General features: G+C 72.2%; 18 protein-coding genes. 9 read left to right on the forward strand and 9 right to left on the reverse strand.

Features of this window, described 5'->3' with window-relative positions; genetic code table 11:
- Positions 1-53 precede the first annotated feature (53 nt).
- The 3 genes from B1H29_RS07280 to B1H29_RS07290 all read left to right on the forward strand — a co-directional run bounded on the left by B1H29_RS07280 (position 54) and on the right by B1H29_RS07290 (position 3696).
- The gene (locus tag B1H29_RS07280; RefSeq protein WP_055419459.1) at positions 54-1553 is read left to right on the forward strand and encodes an IucA/IucC family protein; all 1500 of its coding nucleotides are present in this window, start codon (positions 54-56) and stop codon (positions 1551-1553) included.
- A 62-nt stretch (positions 1554-1615) separates the two neighbouring features.
- Complete coding sequence (locus B1H29_RS07285; protein ID WP_055419460.1) at positions 1616-2881, forward strand: VWA domain-containing protein; 1266 nt, start codon at positions 1616-1618, stop codon at positions 2879-2881.
- The gene (locus B1H29_RS07290) at positions 2881-3696 is read left to right on the forward strand and encodes a hypothetical protein (RefSeq protein WP_055419461.1); all 816 of its coding nucleotides are present in this window, start codon (positions 2881-2883) and stop codon (positions 3694-3696) included. Before B1H29_RS07285 ends, B1H29_RS07290 begins: the two co-directional genes overlap by 1 nt.
- 81 nt (positions 3697-3777) lie before the next feature.
- Here the strand turns inward: B1H29_RS07290 and B1H29_RS07295 are convergent, their stop codons facing one another.
- On the reverse strand, positions 3778-4419 hold the full coding sequence (locus B1H29_RS07295) for a winged helix-turn-helix transcriptional regulator (protein ID WP_055419462.1): 642 nt from the start codon (positions 4417-4419) through the stop codon (positions 3778-3780).
- An 88-nt stretch (positions 4420-4507) separates the two neighbouring features.
- On the opposite strand from B1H29_RS07295, the gene B1H29_RS07300 reads away from it, so the two are divergent.
- From B1H29_RS07300 to B1H29_RS07315, 4 genes are all read left to right on the forward strand, one after another.
- Positions 4508-5716 carry a pyridoxal phosphate-dependent aminotransferase gene (locus B1H29_RS07300; protein ID WP_055419463.1) on the forward strand — a complete coding sequence of 403 codons (1209 nt, stop codon included), beginning with the start codon at positions 4508-4510 and terminating at the stop codon, positions 5714-5716.
- A 60-nt stretch (positions 5717-5776) separates the two neighbouring features.
- Positions 5777-6376: a histidine phosphatase family protein gene (locus B1H29_RS07305; protein ID WP_055419464.1), complete on the forward strand. Its 600-nt coding sequence runs from the start codon at positions 5777-5779 to the stop codon at positions 6374-6376.
- A 37-nt stretch (positions 6377-6413) separates the two neighbouring features.
- A complete protein-coding gene (locus tag B1H29_RS07310; RefSeq protein ID WP_055419465.1) occupies positions 6414-7058 on the forward strand; it encodes a hypothetical protein in 645 nt (214 codons plus the stop codon).
- A 62-nt stretch (positions 7059-7120) separates the two neighbouring features.
- Positions 7121-7543 carry an acyl-CoA thioesterase gene (locus B1H29_RS07315; protein WP_055419466.1) on the forward strand — a complete coding sequence of 141 codons (423 nt, stop codon included), beginning with the start codon at positions 7121-7123 and terminating at the stop codon, positions 7541-7543.
- Positions 7544-7918: 375 nt separating this feature from the next.
- On the opposite strand, the gene B1H29_RS07320 is transcribed toward B1H29_RS07315, so the two are convergent.
- From B1H29_RS07320 to B1H29_RS07355, 8 genes are all read right to left on the reverse strand, one after another.
- A complete protein-coding gene (locus B1H29_RS07320) occupies positions 7919-9307 on the reverse strand; it encodes a nucleobase:cation symporter-2 family protein (protein ID WP_055419467.1) in 1389 nt (462 codons plus the stop codon).
- Between the two features lie 305 nt (positions 9308-9612).
- Complete coding sequence (locus B1H29_RS07325) at positions 9613-11001, reverse strand: 8-oxoguanine deaminase (protein ID WP_055419468.1); 1389 nt, start codon at positions 10999-11001, stop codon at positions 9613-9615.
- A gap of 70 nt (positions 11002-11071) precedes the next feature.
- Entirely contained in the window at positions 11072-12484 is a 1413-nt protein-coding gene (locus B1H29_RS07330) for a nucleobase:cation symporter-2 family protein (protein WP_055419469.1), read from the reverse strand.
- Between the two features lie 64 nt (positions 12485-12548).
- Positions 12549-13484, reverse strand: coding sequence for a factor-independent urate hydroxylase (gene pucL, locus B1H29_RS07335; RefSeq protein WP_055419470.1), 936 nt, complete (start codon positions 13482-13484; stop codon positions 12549-12551).
- A gap of 7 nt (positions 13485-13491) precedes the next feature.
- On the reverse strand, positions 13492-13893 hold the full coding sequence (gene uraH, locus B1H29_RS07340; protein ID WP_055419471.1) for a hydroxyisourate hydrolase: 402 nt from the start codon (positions 13891-13893) through the stop codon (positions 13492-13494).
- Between the two features lie 2 nt (positions 13894-13895).
- Positions 13896-14405 (reverse strand): 2-oxo-4-hydroxy-4-carboxy-5-ureidoimidazoline decarboxylase, encoded by a 510-nt coding sequence (uraD, locus tag B1H29_RS07345; protein WP_055419472.1) that lies wholly within the window; start codon positions 14403-14405, stop codon positions 13896-13898.
- Between the two features lie 149 nt (positions 14406-14554).
- The gene (locus B1H29_RS07350) at positions 14555-14923 is read right to left on the reverse strand and encodes a helix-turn-helix domain-containing protein (protein WP_055419473.1); all 369 of its coding nucleotides are present in this window, start codon (positions 14921-14923) and stop codon (positions 14555-14557) included.
- Positions 14920-15186 (reverse strand): hypothetical protein, encoded by a 267-nt coding sequence (locus B1H29_RS07355; RefSeq protein WP_055419474.1) that lies wholly within the window; start codon positions 15184-15186, stop codon positions 14920-14922. The genes B1H29_RS07350 and B1H29_RS07355 overlap by 4 nt, the downstream gene beginning before the upstream one ends.
- A 139-nt stretch (positions 15187-15325) precedes the next feature.
- On the opposite strand from B1H29_RS07355, the gene B1H29_RS07360 reads away from it, so the two are divergent.
- Together B1H29_RS07360 and B1H29_RS07365 are read left to right on the forward strand one after the other, a co-directional pair.
- The gene (locus B1H29_RS07360) at positions 15326-16165 is read left to right on the forward strand and encodes a TIM barrel protein (RefSeq protein WP_055419475.1); all 840 of its coding nucleotides are present in this window, start codon (positions 15326-15328) and stop codon (positions 16163-16165) included.
- 47 nt (positions 16166-16212) lie between these two features.
- Positions 16213-17103, forward strand: a complete 891-nt coding sequence (locus B1H29_RS07365) for a 2-hydroxy-3-oxopropionate reductase (RefSeq protein ID WP_055419476.1) — start codon at positions 16213-16215, stop codon at positions 17101-17103.
- Positions 17104-17107: the final 4 nt, after the last annotated feature.

The raw sequence follows: 17107 nt of genomic DNA on the forward strand, positions 1-17107 counted from the left end.
CTGTCGTCGACCGTCCGCCGTGACGTCCTGTCTCGTACCCGAGGAGCCCGCCCGTGCATCGTTCCCCCAGCGCAGAGGCCGAGGTCGCCGACGAGCTGGCGGTCGTCCGCCCCGGTCTGGTCGCCCGGTTCACGGCCGGGCTGCCCGGCGCCCGCGCGGCCGTGCTGTCCCGGCTGTGGCGTGCGTTCGCCCATGAACCGCTGCCGTGGATCGCGGGCCGGGGCAGCGGCCGGGAGGAACTCGTGCTGCGCCTCCGGGACGGCCGCCGGCTGGCCGGTCCGGCCGCCGACCCGTACCGCACGGACGCGTACGTCGGCGTGGTGCGGCTCGACGGGGCCGCGTACGACGATGCGGCGCGGCTGGTGACGGACCTCGCCGTACCGCGCTCCGCGGGATTCGCGGCCGAACTCGGGCACAGTGTCGCGTCGTTGGCGCTGTCGCGGGCGGGGCAGGAGAATCACCCGGACGAGTGGCCGGACAGCGACTGGGCCTGGGAGCAGCGGGTGGTCGACGGCCATCCGTACCACCCCGGCTGCCGTTCCCGCCCGGGCTTCTCGGTGGCGGAGCAGCTCGCGTACGGGCCCGAGCACGGGCCGGTGGTGGGGCTGGGGCTGGTGCCGGTACCGGCGGCCGAGTGCCTGGTCACGGGGGTGTGGCCGCGGGAACTGCGCGAGGGCGCGAAGGTCCTGCTGCCCGTGCACCCGTGGCAGGCCGCGCACGTGCTCAAGCGGCCGTGCGACGAGCGGCTGGCCGCCCACCCGCTGATGTCCCTGCGCACCCTCGCCCTGCCCGGCGGACCGCACGTCAAGACCGCGCTGAGCACCCGGCTGACCTCCTCCGTGCGGGACATCTCGGTCGCCTCGGTCGCCGCGTCGGCGGAGGTGTCGGAGTTCGGGCAGGCGCTGACGGCTCGGGCGGACGGGCTGCTGCACGTCACCCGCACCCTGGGAGCGGCGGCCGCCGGCTCACCCGACCTGGCCGCCGTACTGCGCGAGTCGCCCCGGGTGTACGCGGCCCCCGGCGAGCGCGTCGTCCCGGTGGCCGCACTGGCCGGCACCGGGCTGCCCGGCTCTCCCGCGTGGCGGGCGGGGTTCGCTCGCCTCGCCCTCACCGTGGGGCTGCGTCTGCTGGAACTGGGCGTGGCCCTGGAGGCGCACGGCCAGAACCTTCTCGTGGTGCTGTCCCCGGCGGGCGATCCGCTGCGCCTGGTCTACCGCGACCTGGCCGACATCCGGGTCAGCCCGGCGCGCCTCGCCCGCCACGGCGTCGCCGCCCCGGGCCTGCCCGCACGCATGCTCACCGACGACCCGGTGGCGCTGCGCCGCAAACTGTTCGGCTCGCTGGTGGGCGGCGCGCTGGCGGCGACGGTGGGCTCGGGCGCGGCGCTGCGGGAGGTGCTGGAGGAGGCCGTACGCGAACTGCCGCGCACCCCCGACGTCGTGGCGCTGTGCGAGGAGCCGCTGCCGGTGAAAGCACTGACGCTGATGCGCACTTCGCCGGGGACCGCCGGGGACCTGTGGGCGCTTCTGCCCAACCCGCTGCGCTGGAGGTGAAGTCGGGGCGTCGTCGCGGTCTCGTTTTGGAACCCGGCACCACTGATCAATAGGATCCGCCGATGATCACAAGAACACGGCTGGCGGCGGGTGCCTGTGCCCTGCTCGCCGCGCTGACGGCCGGGATCGCCTTCCCGGCCGGGGCGGCCGCCGGTGAACCCACGGGCGAGGACGCGCCGAAGGTCAACCTGGTGCTCGACGTCAGCGGTTCGATGCGGACGCGGGACATCGACGGCGGTACGCGGATGGCGGCGGCGAAGCAGGCGTTCAACGAGGTGCTCGACGCGACGCCCGAGGAGGTGCGGCTCGGGATCCGGACCCTGGGCGCCGACTATCCGGGGGACGACCGCAAGACCGGCTGCAAGGACACCGCGCAGCTCTACCCGGTCGGCCCGCTGGACCGCACCGAGGCCAAGACGGCGGTGGCGACGCTGGCGCCCACCGGCTGGACGCCGATCGGCCCCGCGCTCCTCAAGGCGGCCGACGACCTCGAGGGCGGCGGCGGCTCGAAGCGCATCGTGCTGATCAGCGACGGCGAGGACACCTGTGCCCCGCTCGACCCGTGCGAGGTGGCCCGGGAGATCGCCGCCAAGGGCATCGGGCTGACCATCGACACGCTGGGCCTGGTCCCCAACGCCAAGATGCGGCAGCAGCTCAGTTGCATCGCCGAGGCGACCGGCGGGACGTACACCTCGGTCGAACACACCGACGAACTCACCGACAAGGTCAACCAGTTGGTGGACCGCGCGGCCGACCCGGTGGTGACGCCGGTCGCCACCGAGGGCGCGGACACGTGCGCGAAGGCGCCGACGCTCGAGTCGGGTCTGTACACCGACCGCGAGGAGTTCGGCCGGCAGCGCTGGTACCGGGTGGACGTGGAGCCCGGCCAGGAGCTGCGCGCCTCGGTGAGCGTGGGCGCCGACCGCGCCGTGAACCCCTCCTACGGCGTGCTGCTGCGGGCGGTGACGGTGCACGGCCGGGAGATCGTGCGCGGTGAGGCGGCGGGCAACGGCCGCACGGACGTGCTCTCCACGGGGCTGCGGTATCCGAAGGCGGCGAGCGACGAGGAGGACGCCCCGGCCGAGACCGTGTGTCTCCAGGTCACCAACTCCTTCTCCGTCGCCGCCGGGGTGAAGACCACGCCGGGGCTGCCGCTGGAACTGACGGTCGACGTCGTGGACGGTCCGAGTGACGCCGACGACGTGGCCTCCTTCGGTCTCGGGCGCGGCTGGTGGCTGCTGGGGGCACTGATCCTGGCCGGCTTCCTCGCCGGTCTGCTGTGGGGCTGGCTGTCGCGCTGGCGATTCGCGGTCTGGAGGACCAACTGATGCGCATCACCCGGACACTGAGTGCCGCGACGCTGCTGCTCGGCCTCGCCGCGGCCCCCGCTGCGGCCGACTCCTCACCCTCCGCGGGGCCGTCGGACGACGGCGGTGCGCCGACCGAGGCGGGCACGTCCTTCCGTACGGCGACCGAGCTGGAGCAGGGCCGGCAGGCCACGGCGAACGGCTCCGCGGGCGACTACCTGTACTGGTCCTTCCCGGCCGACGCCGGACAGCGCCCCACCGTGAAGGCAACGGTGAAACTGCCCGAGACGCACGCCGCCGAGACCTGGCGGATCGACGTGTACGACGGTCTGCGCCGCCGCCAGGCCTGCCAGTACGGCGCGCAGACCCGCACGGCGACGGTGGACGCGTCCTCCGTGGAGCTGGCCTGCGTGCTGCGCACGGTCCGCGCCTGGGCGGAGCCGTGGGCCAACGATCCGCTGCCGGGGACGTACTACGTCCGGCTGACGGCGGTGGACCTGCCGACGTCGGATCTCGGTGTCCCGGTCGGCGCCGAGGTCCGGGTGGACTCCGAGGACGTCGGCGGGGCGGCGGCGGTGGACGGCTCGCTGGCCGAGCCGCTGGTGCCTGGCGTGGCGATGACGTCCGGCGCTGACTCCGGCGCGGACGAGGACGGCTCGGACCGCGGCGCGGTGCTGTCCGCGGTCGAGCCCGAGGACGGCTGGTCCTCCGGCTGGTGGTCCGACCGATGGGTGTGGACCGGGGCCGGCGGGGTGCTGGCCGCGCTGGCGGGCATCGGCGGATACGCGCTGACCCGCGGGACGGGACGGCCGCGACGGGTGCCGCCGGGCGTGTGACGCTCCCCGGAAGACCCCCGGAAGACGACTCCCCGGAAGACGGCTCCCCGGAAGGCCCGCCACGGCGGGCCTTCCGGCGTTTCAGCCCTCCCGGAGCGCCTTGGCCGCGGTGCCTTCGCCGCTCACCCCGACGCGGCCGTCCCGCACCGCGTCCCGCAGGCCGAGCTCCCCGCGGCCGATCGCGGCGCAGGTCCCGGAGTCCAGCACGAGCAGGGCGTCGGGCTCCTCCGGTGCGGGCCCGTCTCCGTACACGGGGCGGTCCTCGCCCCCGCCCGCGTACAGGTGGAAGTTCCCCTCCTCCAGCCGGACCTCGACGAGCCCCTCCCCCGCACCGGCCTCGCGCAGGGCCCGCAGCAGGGGCAGCGCGAACCAGTGCGCCCGCAGGGCGTCCGTCGGCCGCCGCTCCCCCAGCTCGCCGGCGCCCCAGGCCCCGAGCGCCTCGAGTACCGGCAGCAACCCGCGCCCGCGAGAGGTCAGTTCGTAGACGTACGCCGCTGCTGGCGGGGGCAGCCGGCGCCGGGTCGTCAAGCCGTCCCGCTCCATGTCCTTGAGCCGCGAGGCGAGTACGTCCGTGCTGACGCCGGGCAGGTCGGCGTGCAGGTCGGTGTAGCGCCGCGGACCGGCGAGCAGCTCCCGGACGATCAGCAGGGTCCAGCGGTCGCCGACGGCGTCGAGGGCGCGGGCGGCGGAACAGTACTGGTCGTAGCTTCGGCGAGGTGACATGCGACGCAGTGTAGACAAGCTGTTGGACTTTCCAAGCTTGCACTTGGTAAAACCAAGCAACACCAGATACCGGAGGGGAAGCGCCGCCATGGAGTTCCGGCAGTCGAACAAGCTCAGCGAGGTCTGTTACGAGATCCGCGGCCCGGTCATCGAGCAGGCCAACGCACTGGAGGAGGCGGGGCACAGCGTGCTGCGCCTGAACACCGGCAACCCCGCGCTCTTCGGTTTCGAGGCCCCGGAGGAGATCCTCCAGGACATGATCCGCATGCTGCCTAGCGCGCACGGCTACACCGACTCCCGCGGCGTCCTCTCCGCCCGCCGGGCCGTCGCGCAGCGCTACCAGGCCCTCGGCCTGGAGGTCGACGTCGACGACGTCTTCCTCGGCAACGGCGTATCCGAGCTGGTCTCCATGGCCGTACAGGCCCTGCTCGAGGACGGCGACGAGGTCCTCGTCCCCGCCCCCGACTTCCCCCTCTGGACGGCGGTGACGACCCTCGCGGGCGGCAAGGCGGTCCACTACCTGTGCGACGAGCGGGCGGACTGGTACCCGGACCTGGCCGACATGGAGTCCAAGATCACCGACCGCACCAAGGCGGTCGTCATCATCAACCCCAACAACCCCACCGGCGCCGTCTACCCCAAGGAGATCGTCGAGGGCATCCTCGACCTCGCCCGCCGCCACGGCCTGATGGTCTTCGCCGACGAGATCTACGACCAGATCCTGTACGACGACGCCGTGCACCATTCGGCCGCCGCCCTCGCTCCCGATCTGGTGGTCCTCACCTTCTGCGGCCTGTCCAAGACCTACCGGGTGGCGGGCTTCCGCTCGGGCTGGCTGGTGGTCACGGGCCCGCGGCAGCACGCGCGGAACTACCTGGAGGGCCTGACCATGCTGGCCTCCATGCGCCTGTGCGCCAACGCGCCCGCCCAGTACGCCATCCAGGCGGCGCTCGGCGGCCGCCAGTCGATCCGCGAGCTGACGGCACCGGGCGGACGCCTGCGCGAACAGCGCGACGTGGCCTGGGAGAAGCTGAACGAGATCCCGGGTGTGTCGTGCGTGAAGCCGAAGGGCGCGCTGTACGCGTTCCCGCGCATCGACCCGAAGGTGCACGAGATCCACGACGACGAGCGGTTCGTCCTGGACCTGCTGCTGAGGGAGAAGATCCAGGTGGTCCAGGGCACCGGCTTCAACTGGCCCTCCCCCGACCACTTCCGCATCCTGACCCTGCCTCACGCGGACGACCTGGAGGCGGCCATCGGGCGGATCGGCCGGTTCCTGGGCGGGTACCGGCAGTAGGGCGAGCCCCCGTGGCCCGCCCCGAGCGGGCCGGAGGGCGCCGACAGTAGCCTGGGCGGTATGGGTGATCTCTTTCTGGTCCGGCACGGTGAGACCGAGTGGTCGCGGTCCGGACGGCACACCGGGCTGACGGATGTGCCGCTGACCGAGAACGGCAGGGAGCAGGCTCGGAGTCTCGTGCCGTTGATCCGGTCGCACCGGATCGGTGCCGCGTTCGTCAGCCCGTTCCAGCGGGCTCGGGAGACGGCCGAGCTGATCGGGCTGCACGGGGTGCGGATCGAGCCGGACCTGCACGAGTGGGACTACGGCGGATACGAGGGGATCACGACGGTCGAGATCCACCGGACCCGGCCGGACTGGTTCCTGTTCTCCGACGGCGTGACGCCCGGCCCGCCGGACCACCCCGGGGAGACGCCGGAGCAGGTCGGGGAGCGGGCCGACCGGGTGCTGGCCAAGGTGGAGGCCGCGTTCGCGAACACCGAGGGGTGCGTGGTGCTGGTGGCGCACGGGCACTTCCTGCGCGTGCTGACCGCGCGGCACCTGGGGCTGCCGGCATCGGACGGCGCCCTGTTCCAGCTCGGCACGGGGACGCTGTGCCGGCTGGGCACGGAGCACGGGCGGCCGGTGATCGCCGCCTGGAATGTCAGACCCCCGTCGTAGTCTTCGAAGACGTCACCGGTGAGGGAGGGAGGACGCCGTGGCCCTGTCGCCCACGCCCGCGCAGCGGCGCGTCATCGACGCCGCCGATCCTGCCACCGGACGCCTGAGGGGAACGGAGACGCAGCTCGCGGCGCTGGTGAAACGAGGGCTCGCGTTCCGGCATCCGCGACCGCCGCACGACCACTTCCTGACACCGGCCGGGCACCGGGTACGGGAGTCGCCCGCCGAGCCCGAGCCGCCGGGGACGACGGAGCCGGCCGCACCGGCCGCCGGTGGGGTGTTCGCCGCCCGGGTGGGCGGGGAGGAGGCCGGGCCGGGCGGCGCCGGGCCGGCGCGGCTGCGGGAGGTGCGCGGTGCCTGGCAGGGGCTGCTGGAGCTGCGCCGGATGACACGTTCCGACGGGAGCACGGACCGGCCCTGCGGGTGGGAGCGGACGCACCTCGTGCAGGCCGCCGCGCTCGCCCTGGAGGCTGCGGGGCACCCTCCGGCCGGTCCGGACGGCGAGGACGGGTACCGGGTGCGCGCGACGCCGCAGCCGGAGGCCGTCGCCGTGTACGCGCCCGACGGCGCCGCGCTGCGGGGGTGTGCGGTGACGCTGGAACGGGCGGGGTGGCAGGTCGGCGAGCACACCGAGCCGCGTACACGGGCCCGTTACCTGCTGGCGTCCCCGCGGAAGGTGTGACGCTCTCATGACAGGATCGGTCGGTCAGTACGGCAGTACGTCCACGAGGAGAGGCAGCAGCGGTGAGTGAGCCGTTTTCCGTGCCGGTCACGGTCCGCGGGTACGAGATCGATACGCAGGGCCACCTGAACCAGTCCGTGTACCTGAACTACGCGGAGCACGCCCGCTGGTCGCTGCTCCAGGCGGCCGGCGTCCGGCAGGCCGACCTGATCGCCCGCGGTGTGGGGCCGGTCGCCCTGGAGACGACCATCCGCTACCGGCGGGAGTTGCTCGCCGGCGACGAGGTCGAGGTGACCTGCGCGTTCGAGTGGGGCGAGGGCAGGACGTTCCGGATCCGGCAGCTCATCCGCAAGGCGGACGGCACGGTCGCGGCGGAGATCGAGGGCGTCGGCGGGCTCATGGACCTCGAGGCCCGCAAACTGGTGGCGGATCCGCACCGGCGGCTCAAGGAGCTGGCCTCGGATCCCGCGCTGTTCGGGCCGTGAGCGAGCCGTGCCGTCCGAGCCTCGGGGAGAGGCGGGGCGCGCTCAACGCTCGTTCGAGCCCCGGGGAGAGGATCACGGCATGGGCCGCCGGGCCCGCCGGCACCGCGAACACCCTCGCGACGGGCACGGCGACCGTCAGGGTGGCACCCTCTCCTCGGCCATGGTCCGCACGCTCCTCGTCATCTCACGCCGGGCCTTGCGCGGGTGCGGAAGAGTACGTTCCCGACAGGGAGGTGACGCGGCGGGACGAAACCCATCGGTGCCCGCGCCCGTGCCGCCACCTCGCCCGTTCCCTTCCCGGTCGTCCAGCGCGGGTGGGCCGGGGCGTCTCGACGGATCGAGAGGCTCCGGCCCACCCGCGTCAGGGCCTCGGGATCACGGCGTGGCCGGGGCCCGGGACGCCTCGCTGATCTCCGTGCCGGCCTCCATCGGATGGGTCACGTCCTCCGCTTCCCGCCCCCGGCCGCCGATGTGGTTGAAGATCAGGTTGAGCAGGACGGCGGCCACACAGCCGGTCGAGATGCCCGAGTCGAGGATGATCTTCGCGTTCTCCGGGAACGAGTGGTAGAACTCCGGCGCCGCGATCGGGATGATGCCGACGGCCAGGGACACCGCCACGATCAGGACGTTGTTGTCCTTGTCCAGGCTCGCCCGGACCAGGGTCTGGATGCCGCTGGCCGCGACCGAGCCGAACAGCACCACGCCGGCGCCGCCGAGCACCGGGCGGGGCACGACGGCGATGAGCGAGGCGGCCATGGGACACAGGCCCATCAGGACCAGGAAGCCGCCGCCCGCGGCGACGACGTAGCGGCTGCGGATCTTCGTCATCGCGACCAGGCCGATGTTCTGGGCGAAGGCGCTGCACATGAAGCCGTTGAACAGCGGGCTGATCGCCGAGCCGAGGGTGTCGGCGCGCAGGCCGGCCGCGATGACCTTCTCGTCGGCCTTGCGGTCCACGATCTCGCCCAGGGCGAGCATGTCGGCGGTGGACTCCGTCATGGAGACCACCATCACCACGCACATGGAGAGGATCGCCGCGAGCTGGAACTGCGGGGCGCCGAAGTGGAACGGGGTCGGGAAGCCGACGACGCTCGCGTCCGCGACCGGCCCGAAGTCCGTGACGCCGAACGGGATGGCGATGAGCGTGCCCGCGACGAGGCCGAGCAGCACGGCGATCTGCTTGACGAAACCGCGGGTGAAGCGTCGCAGGAGCAGGACGATGACGAGGGTGATCGCGGCCAGGCCCAGATTGGTCGCGGACCCGAAGTCGTCGGCCTCGGGACTGGCGCCCTGGGCCCAGCCGAAGGCCACCGGCAGCAGGGATATGCCGATCAGGGTGATGACCGTGCCGGTGACGACCGGTGGGAAGAAGCGGATCGCCTTGCTGAAGAAGGGGGCCGCGACGAATCCGAGGAGTCCGGCGACGATGACGGCGCCGAAGATGATCGGCAACGCGTCGGACTTGTCCTCCGTGGAGGCGACGATCGCGGTCATGGGGGCGACACCGGCGAAGGTGACGCCGTTGACGAAGGGCAGCCGGGCACCGATCTTCCAGATGCCGAGGGTCTGCAGGAAGGTGGCGAGGCCTGCCGTGAACAGGCAGGCGCCGGTGAGGAAGGTCAGTTCGGTGGCGGTCAGGCCGATGGCCGCACCGACGATCAGGGGTGGTGCGACGACTCCGGCGTACATGGCGGCCACGTGCTGCAGGCCGGTCGTCGCCATTTTCAGTGGCGGAAGTTTCTCGTCAACAGGGTGGTCGGCCACGGCGGCGTTCCTCCGGTCGGTTACACGTCGGCTTTGACGTCAGTGTCAGGGAGGTGGTGCTGGTGAGGGGCATGGGGTACCTCCCGCTCGAGAGAAGTCGAGAGTGGGGGAGGGACCGTGACGGGCCGTTCGGGGAAACGGTGACCGCTCCGGGGGCGTGCACATGGGCGCACGCCCCGGAGACGGCCGCCGTGGACCCCGCTCGGGTCCACGGCTACCGGCCGGAAGCCGTCCCTTCCGGCCGGAGATCAAGTGGTGTTCAGTTGTGCGTGCCCCGGCTGCCGGCGGACCGGTGGCCGGGTGGTTCAGTCCTGGGCCGCGATCCGCGCCAGGCGCCGCGCCTCGTCCCGGGTGGAGCGGGCGATGGCGTCCTCGTCGACCGTGAGCAGCCGGCCGTTCTCGACGATCTGGCGGCCGTTCACGAACGATGCCGTGACCGGGGCCGCGGCGCCGAAGACCAGGGCGGTCACCGGGTCGGCGATGGAGGAGTGGGCGAGGGTGTCCATCCGCCACAGCACCAGGTCGGCCAGCTTGCCGGGCTCCAGTGAGCCGGTCTCGGCGGCCCGGCCCAGGACCCGGGCACCGCCGTAGGTGCCCAGCCGCAGCGCCTCGCGGGCGTTCAGCGCGGCCTCGCGGTGGGCACCGAGGCGGTTGACCAGCAGGGCGCCTCGCAGTTCGGTGTGGAGTTCGCCGGACTCGTTGGAGGCGGTGCCGTCGACGCCGAGACCGACCGGGACGCCGGCGGCGAGCATGTCGGGGACCCGGGCGATTCCGGCGGCCAGTCGCGCGTTGGAGGACGGGCAGTGGGCGACACCGGTCCTGGTGCGGGCGAAGGCGGCGATGTCGGCGTCGTTCATGTGGACGCAGTGCGCCATCCACACGTCCTCGCCGAGCCATCCGGTGGACTCGAAGTAGTCGGTCGGGCCCATGCCGAACAGCTCGTGGCAGAACTTCTCCTCCTCCACGGTCTCCGAGCCGTGGGTGTGCAGCCGTACGCCGAGCCGGCGGGCCAGCTCCGCGCCCTGGCGCATCAGTTCGGTGGAGACGGAGAACGGGGAGCAGGGGGCGCCGGCGACCTGGGTCATCGCGTCGAAGGAGGAGTCGTGGTGCTGCCTGACGGTGGCCTCGGTGGCGGCGAGCGCGTCGTCCAGGCTCTCCACCGCGAAGTCCGGCGGCAGGCCGCCGTCGGACTCGCCGCGGTCCATGGAGCCGCGGGCGAGGGTGAAGCGGACGCCCGTCTCGCGGGCGGCGCGGATGATCGCGCCGGACAGGTCGCCGGAGCCCCGCGGGAAGACGTAGTGGTGGTCCATGGCGGTGGTGACGCCGCCGCGGGCCATCATGGCGAGGGAGCCCTGGGCCGCCGCGTATGCCATCGGCTCGTCGATGCGCGCCCAGGTCGGGTAGAGCGCGACCAGCCAGTCGAACAGGTTGTGGTCGGTGGCCAGGCCCCGGGTGAGCCACTGGTAGAAGTGGTGGTGGGTGTTGACCAGGCCGGGGGTGGCCAGGTGGCCGGTCGCGTCGATCCGGCGCGCCACGTTCCCCAGACCCTCGGGTGCCCCTCCCGCGCCGACGGACTCGATCCTGTTGCCGGCGAGGACGAGGTGGCCCGAGGCGATCTCGGTGTCGCCCGCGTCCACCGTGGCGATCGCACAGTTCTCGATCACCACGCGCTCGGCTGCCGATGATGCTGCCATGCTGCTTCCTTGTCTTTCGGTGGGGCCCGCGGGCGGGACTGCGTGCCCACGGGGAGGGCACGGCAGGACCCTAGGAGGATTTGAGTGCCGCAGCCGCGGGACGGCCCCGGGTGCCGAGGTGGTGGAAGAACAGGTTGAGCGAGACCGCGACGAGCGCGCCGGCGCTGATGCCGGAGCCGAGGACGGTCTGCGCCCAGGCGGGGAACTCGGCGTAGAAGGTGGGCGCGGCCAGCGGGATGATGCCCGCACCGAGCGCCACGGCCACCAGGATGATGTTGGAGCTGTCGTCGAGGCCGGCCTCGGACAGCGTACGGATGCCGCTGACGGCGATCGAGCCGAAGAGGACGATGCCCGCGCCGCCGAGGACCGGCATCGGCACCAGGGAGACGACCGCGCCGAGGACCGGGAAGGCGCCGAGGACCAGCAGGGTGGCGCCGGCGACGGCGACGACGTAGCGGCTGCGCACCCGGGTGAGGGAGACGACGCCGACGTTCTGGGCGAAGGCGGAGGTGGGGAAGCCGCCGAAGACGGGGCCGACCAGGGTGGCGAGGCCGTCGGTGCGCAGACCGCGGGTGATGACCCTGGCGTCGGCGCGGCGGTCGCAGATCTCGCCCAGGGCGAGCATGCCGGCGCTGGACTCGGTCATCAGGACCAGCATCACGATGCACAGCGAGAGGATGGCCGCGGGCTGGAACTCCGGGGCGCCGAAGGCGAAGGGGGCGGGCAGCGCGGCTAGGGGCGCGGACTTCAGGGCGCTGAAGTCGGCCATGCCGGCCGGGACGGCGACCAGGGTGCCGATGAGCAGGCCGAAGAGCAGGGCGACCTGCTTGAGGAACCCCTTGCCGAAGCGCTGGATGACGAGGATGGCGCCGAGGGTGAAGGCGGCGAGCGCGAGGTTGCGCATCGAGCCGAAGTCGGCGGCGGCCTCGTCACCGCCCTGGGCCCAGCCGACCGGGACCGGCATCAGCGTGACCCCGATGAGGGTGATGACGACGCCCGTGACCAGCGGCGGGAAGAAGCGGAGCAGCCGGCCGAAGAACGGGCCGACGGCGAGGCAGAAGACGCCGGCGACCATCACCGCGCCGTAGATGGCGGGGAGTTGGCCGCCGTCGCCGTTGGTCTCGGCGATGGCGAGGATCGGGGCGATGCCGGCGGAGGAGGCGGCGTTGACGAACGGCAGGCGGTTGCCGACGAAGCCCTTGACGCCGAGGGTCTGGAGCAGGGTGGCGACGCCCGCGATGAGCAGGCTCGCGGCGATCAGCCGGGTGCGGCCCTCGATGTCGAGTCCGACGGCCTGGCCGATGATGAGCGGAGGAGTGACAACGCCCGCGTACATGGCGGCGATGTGCTGGAGCGCGGCGGGGACGAGCCGCGAGGGGTGGAGCTTCTCGTCCACCGGGTGCACGGACGTGACGGCGTCCTCTTCGTGCACCGGCGGGGTGGAACCCGGGCCTGTCACGGGCCCTTTCGCAGGCAGTGCCATGTTCTTTCCTCCGGTGTGGCGCGCCCCCGGGCCCGGTCGGCCGGCCGGGGGCGCGCCTTCCGCGTCAGAGGTTGGTCATGTCGACCGGGATGAGTTGCTCGGCGCCGTCCCGCAGGATGGTGGCCTCGATCAGGCCGTACGGGCGGTCGGCGGCGTAGTAGACGGCGCCGTCCTTGGCCTCGTTGTCGATCCCGAAGGGCGACAGGTCCGAGCGGAAGTGGTGCTTGTTGGGCATCGAGAAGCGGATCTCGTCGACCTCGTCGCGGGAGTTCAGCACCCGCACACCCATCTCGAAGAGGGTCTGCTGGAGCGAGTACGAGTAGGTCTCGGCGAACGCCTGGAGGGCGTGCTTGCGCACCCCGGCGTACGAGCGGTCCCAGTCCGGGGCGTGCGAGTCGACGCCGTCCCAGTTGTGCCGCCACCAGGTGGAGACGGTGGTGGCGAGGATGCGGTCGTAGTCCTCCTGGAGGGTGGTGTACTTGTCCTTCAGGAAGCCGAAGAACTCGGAGCTGGTCGAGTTCAGGACGGTCAGGTCCTTGAAGCCGGAGAGCACCTGGACGCCGTGGCCGTCGTAGGTGATCTGCGCGACGCGGGTCTCCTGGCCCTTGCGGACGAAGGAGTGGGCGATCTCCTCGGAGCCGACGAAGCGGGCGCCGCCCTTCGAGGTCTCGATCCGCTCCCAGGAGTACTCCTCGACGCGGATGCGGGCCCGGTGGATGGGCTCGTTGTTGTCCACGAAGTGGCGGGCGAGCTTGACGCCGAGGTCCTCGGCGCTCTCGATGCCGTGCTCCTTGGCGAAGGCGAACACCGTGTTCTTGGTGGTGTCGGTCGGCAGGACGTTCGCGTTGGACCCGCTGCGGTGGACCTCCTCCATGTCGCCGGAGAGGGCGACGGAGACGTTCAGGTCCTTGATGTGGTGCGTGTCGCCGTCACGCGTGATCTTGACAACGCGGTTCTCTGCCTTGCCGTACTGGTTCTGTCCCAGGACGAAACGGGTCATGTGTCGGTCAGCTCCCTCGGTAAACGGAGTAGCCGAACGGGTTGAGCAGCAGCGGAACGTGGTAGTGCTCCCCGGGCACCACCGCGAAGGTGATGGTGACCTCGGGGAAGAACACGGGCCGGCCGTTCTCGCTGTCCCGGAGCGCGGGGGCGTCCTGCTGGGCCGCGGCTTGTTTCTTGGCGAAGTACGTCTCGGTGTCGAAGTCGAGCCGTACGTGGGTGGTGCCCTCCGGCAGGGCCGGGAGGTCTTTGCACCGGCCGTCCGCGTCGGTCGCGGAGCCGCCGAGTGTCCGCCAGTCCGCGTGCTGCCCCGAGCGGGCGGCGAGTTGGACGGCGACGCCCTCGGCGGGGCGGCCGGCGCTGGTGTCCAGGATGTGCGTGGACACGGAGGCGGTGGTGCTGGTGCTCATGGTCAGGCGTCCTGTTCGACGAGTCGGGTCAGGCGGATGCGGTTGATCTTCCCCAGTTCGGCGCGGATGATCTCGCGCTCCTGCTCGGGCGAGTTGCCGATCCGCTCCAGAGCCGCGTCCCGCATCTGCTCGCCGGTCCGGCCGGTGGCGCAGATGAGGAAGACGTGGCCGAACTTGTCCTGGTAGGCCAGGTTGAGTTCGAGCATCTCCGCCTTGAGTTCCTCGGAGGCGCCGGCCATCCCGGCCTGCTCGCGGGACGAGGTCGGGTCGCCCGGCTCGGGCCGGCCGATCGGCGGGTGCCCGGCCATCGCCTCGTCGAGGTCGTCCGCCGTCAGCTCGGCCATGGCGGCGTCACTGGCGGTGTACAGGTCCTCGACGGTGGCGAAGGGGCGGGCGGCGAGCAGGTGCCGGGCCCACGCCGTGGAGGCACACGCCTCGTGGAGTTCGGCGAGCGCCGCGGACTCCTCACCGGCGTTGAGACGGGCCAGGCCCGGCGCGGAAGTGGACGTCACGGGAGCCTCCGTGGCCTTGTGCTGGACGGGCGTGCCGATAGCTAACGCCCTCGGAAACAACGCGTCAACAGTTTGTTGAAAATTCGGGGTAACGAAAGCCGCCGCCCGGTTACCGGACGGCGGCTCGTCATACGGGGCTCCCGCGCAGGTCAGGAGTCCTTCTCGCGGTTGAGGTAGTTGTAGACGGTGAAGCGGCTGACGCCGAGGGCGCCCGCGACGGTCTCCACTCCGTGCCGCACGGAGAAGGCGCCGCGCGCCTCCAGGGTGCGGACGACCTCCTGCTTGGCCCGGCGGTCCAGCTCGGCCAGCGGCCTGCCCTGCCGGCGCTCCATGGCGGCCAGGATGTGGTCCAGGGAGTCGGCGAGCTGCGGCAGGCGTACGGCGACGACGTCGGCACCCTCCCAGGAGAGCACGACGTCGTCCTGGCCCGCCTCGTCCGGCGGGAGCATCTCGCCGCCGATGGCGTCGACCAGCGGCTTCACGGACGCGATGAAGGGCTCCTCCCCCGGGCCCGTCACCGCTCACCCTCCCCGGCCACGCTCTCCTCGACCACGTTGACCTGGAGGGAGATCCGGGTGGCGCCCGCCCGGAGGGACCGGCGCAGCAGCGCGTCCACGGCGGTGAGCACCGCGTCGGCGCCGCCCTCGGCGGTGTTGCCGAACGGGCCGACGTCCACCTCGTCCAGCTCCGCGGCCTCGACGACCTCCCGGGCCACCACCGCGTGCGCGGGCGCCTCGTCCAGGTCGAAGGGTTCGGTCGTGAACTCCACTCTCAATCGCACCCGGTCAACCTAACGCGCGGTGACCGTTTCCGCCGCCCCCTCTTGACAAGGGTGAAGCCCTGGCGGCAATCTTCCATTAAGCAGAAACGAACTTCCGTAATACGGAATCGCGATCGAACGGAAGGGAGCGCGGCACCCCATGGGATTCGCAGACCAGCGCTTCAACGTCAACCTGTCGATCCTCTTCACGGAACTCCCGCTCCTGGAGCGCCCCGCGGCCGCCGCCGCGGCCGGCTTCACCGCGGTCGAGCTGTGGTGGCCCTGGATCGACTCGCCCACCCCCGAGCAGGCCGAGCTCGACGCCCTGAAGAAGGCCGTCGAGGACGCGGGCGTCCAGCTCACCGGGCTGAACTTCTACGCCGGCCGGCTGCCGGGCCCCGACCGCGGCGCCCTGTCGGTCCCCGGCGAGGAGTCGGACCGGTTCCGCGCCAACATCGACGTGGCCGCCGACTTCGCGAAGTCGCTGGGCTGCACGGCGCTCAACGCCCTGTACGGCAACCGCGTCGAGGGCGTGGACCCGGCCGAACAGGACGGGCTCGCGCTGGAGAACCTGGTGCTCGCCGCCCGCGCGGCCGACCGGATCGGCGCGATCCTGCTGGTCGAGGCGCTCAACAAGCCCGAGTCGCCGCTGTACCCGCTGGTGTCGGCGCCCGCCGCCGTCGCGGTGGTCGACAAGGTCAACGAGGCCACCGGACTGGGCAACGCCAAGTTCCTCATGGACCTGTACCACCTGTCCATGAACGGCGAGGACCTGCCGCGGGTGATCGACGCCTACGCCGCGAAGACCGGCCACGTGCAGATCGCCGACAACCCCGGCCGCGGCGCCCCCGGCACCGGCTCCCTCCCGCTGGAGGAGCTGCTCGACCAGCTCGGGAAGGCCGGTTACGAGGGGTGGGTCGGCCTGGAGTACAAGCCGGGCGACAACCCCAGCGCCGCGTCCTTCTCCTGGCTGCCGGCCGAGGCCCGCGCGGCCCGCTGAGCGCCGTCCCGCAGGAACTCTTCAGAGATTTCAGAGAGGCACCCATCATGAGCACCCTTCCCAAGGTCGCCTGGATCGGTCTCGGCATCATGGGATCCCCCATGTCGGAGAACCTGATCAAGGCGGGTTACCAGGTCACCGGCTTCACGCTGGAGCAGGAGAAGCTGGACCGTCTGTCCGCCGCCGGCGGCACCGCGGCCGGCTCGATCGCCGAGGCCGTGCGCGACGCGGACGTCGTGGTCACCATGGTGCCCGCGTCCCCGCAGGTCGAGGCCATCGCGTACGGCCCCGACGGCATCCTGGAGAACGCGAAGTCCGGCGCGCTGCTGGTCGACATGTCCTCGATCACCCCGCAGACCTCGGTCGACCTGGCGAAGGCCGCGAAGGACAAGGGCATCCGCGTCCTGGACGCCCCCGTCTCCGGCGGCGAGGCCGGCGCCGTCGAGGCCGTGCTGTCCATCATGGTCGGCGGCGAGCAGGCCGACTTCGACGAGGCCAGGCCGCTGCTGGAGACGCTCGGCAAGACCATCGTGCTGTGCGGCCCGCACGGCTCGGGCCAGACCGTCAAGGCCGCCAACCAGCTCATCGTCGCCGTGAACATCCAGGCGTGCGCCGAGGCCGTGGTCTTCCTGGAGAAGTCGGGCGTGGACCTCAAGGCCGCCCTCGACGTCCTCAACGGCGGACTGGCGGGCTCCACCGTGCTGACGCGGAAGAAGGACAACTTCCTCGACCGCGACTTCAAACCGGGCTTCCGCATCGACCTGCACCACAAGGACATGGGCATCGTCACCGACGCCGCCCGCAACGTCGGCGCCGCGCTTCCGGTGGGCGCCGTGGTGGCCCAGCTCGTCGCGTCGCTGCGCGCCCAGGGCGACGGCGGCCTGGACCACTCGGCCCTGCTGCGGGCCGTGGAGCGCCTCTCCGGCGCCCAGGTCTGACCGC

Origin of the sequence: Streptomyces pactum (assembly GCF_002005225.1) — a bacterium.
Classification (GTDB): domain Bacteria; phylum Actinomycetota; class Actinomycetes; order Streptomycetales; family Streptomycetaceae; genus Streptomyces; species Streptomyces pactum_A.